3 protein-coding genes are annotated in these 1837 nt (G+C 61.2%); all 3 read left to right on the top strand.

Annotation, left to right across the window (positions count from 1 at the left end; translation table 11 throughout):
* A partial coding sequence (locus ACTS1Z_RS03325; RefSeq protein WP_442623014.1) for a hypothetical protein occupies positions 1-239 on the top strand: 239 nt, incomplete at its 5' end.
* A gap of 90 nt (positions 240-329) precedes the next feature.
* A complete protein-coding gene (locus tag ACTS1Z_RS03320) occupies positions 330-1328 on the top strand; it encodes a glycosyltransferase family 2 protein (RefSeq protein ID WP_442623013.1) in 999 nt (332 codons plus the stop codon).
* A 56-nt stretch (positions 1329-1384) separates the two neighbouring features.
* The coding region (locus ACTS1Z_RS03315) for an ATP-dependent Clp protease proteolytic subunit (RefSeq protein ID WP_442623012.1) at positions 1385-1837 on the top strand (453 nt) is incomplete at its 3' end.

The raw sequence follows: 1837 nt of genomic DNA, 5'->3' as shown, positions 1-1837 counted from the left end.
CGATCGAGTCGGAAGAGGACGAGACACCGAAACCGGCAGCCAAGAAGCCCGCGGCGCGCAAGACCGCGGCCAAAAAGAGTCCGGCGAAGAAGCCCGCGGCGAAAAAGAGCCCTGCCAAAAAGCCTGCCGCCAAGAAATCGACGGCAGCGGCGAAAAAGGCTCCGGCCAAGAAAGCTGCAGCCAAAAAGCCTGCTGCGAAGAAGCCTGCCGCGAAAAAGGCGTCATCCTCCGAAAGCTGATTTTCGGCCGGAAACGGCGATTTCCGAACGTCTTGTTAACCATTGCCTGCCTAGAAGCGGTGCCATCACGGGCACAGCCAGGGACGGGCAATGGAACATATCAGCGAATTCGTGGCAGAGCGCGAAGTGGCATCGCCCTTCGCGGCGGCGCCGAGTATCGCGGTCATCCTGCCATGTTATAACGAGGAAGCGGCGATCGCGCAGACGGTTGCCGATTTCCGCAAAGCGCTGCCCCGGGCCGATATTTACGTCTACGACAATAACAGTTCTGATCGTACCGCCGAGGTGGCGGGCGCCGCCGGCGCCATCGTCCGCAGCGAAAAAATGCAGGGCAAGGGCCATGTCGTACGGCGCATGTTCGCCGATGTCGAAGCCGACATCTACATCATGGCCGATGGCGACGCGACCTATGAGGCCGCCGCCGCGCCGCGTCTCGTCCGGCGCCTGATCGACGAACAGCTCGACATGGTCGTCGGCGCGCGCAAGACTGAGGTTGAGGCCGCCTATCGCAGCGGCCATCGCTGGGGCAATGCGCTGCTGACCGGCATACTGGCGCGTCTATTCGGCCGGACGTTCAACGATATCCTGTCCGGCTACCGCGTCTTTTCGCGCCGGTTCGTGAAGAGTTTTCCGGTGCTGTCGCAAGGGTTCGAGATCGAGACCGAGATCAGCGTCCATGCGCTCGAGCTCAAAATGCCGGTCGCCGAAGAGGTAACCGAATATAGCGCGCGGCCCGAGGGTTCGGAGTCCAAGCTCTCGACCTATCGCGACGGCTTCCGCATTCTCAACACGATGGCCACGCTGTTCCGCATGGAGCGGCCCGTGCTGTTCTTCGGCGCCATTGCGGGCGTTCTTGCGCTCGCCGCGATCATCCTCGCGATCCCGCTTGCGATCACCTATGTGCAGACTGGACTGGTACCGCGTTTCCCTACGGCCATCCTGTCGACCGGGCTGATGATCCTCGCATCGCTCAACCTGTTCGCTGGCCTAATCCTCGACACTGTCGTTCGCGGTCGGCGCGAATTGCGCAGGCTCGCATATCTGAGCTTTTCCGCCCCGCAATCGGGAAGTTCGCACCAAGCCTCTTGAAGCCCGCGCGAGAAGTCGCAATGTTGGCGGCAGACATTCTCCCGGAAAGGCCTTCAATGCACGACCCCATCGACAACGCGCTCGTTCCCATCGTCATCGAGCAATCCAATCGCGGCGAGCGCAGTTTTGACATTTTCTCGCGACTCCTGCGCGACCGCATCATATTTCTGACCGGGCCGGTGGAAGACGGGATGGCCGCGCTGATCACGGCGCAGCTCCTGTTCCTGGAATCGGAAAATCCGAAAAAAGACATTTATATGTATATCAATTCGCCGGGCGGATCGGTGACGGCCGGAATGGCGATCCACGACACCATGCAATATATTCGGCCGCGCGTCGGCACGGTCTGTGTCGGCTTTGCGGCATCGATGGGCAGCTTCCTGCTGGCGGCCGGCGAGCCGGGCATGCGCGTTGCACTCGCCAACTCCAAGATCATGATTCACCAGCCGTCTTCCGGGATGCAAGGCACCGCGGCGGACGTCGAAATTCATGCCCGGGAACTCGTGAAA

The organism is Parasphingopyxis sp., from assembly GCF_052168295.1.
Lineage (GTDB): Bacteria > Pseudomonadota > Alphaproteobacteria > Sphingomonadales > Sphingomonadaceae > Parasphingopyxis.
This window is presented reverse-complemented; position numbering and strand designations above follow the sequence as displayed.

Excerpts from the sequence above, each read along its gene's own strand:
- ACTS1Z_RS03320 (WP_442623013.1), top strand. The coding sequence starts at position 330 with ATGGAACATATCAGCGAATTCGTGGCAGAGCGCGAAGTGGCATCGCCC.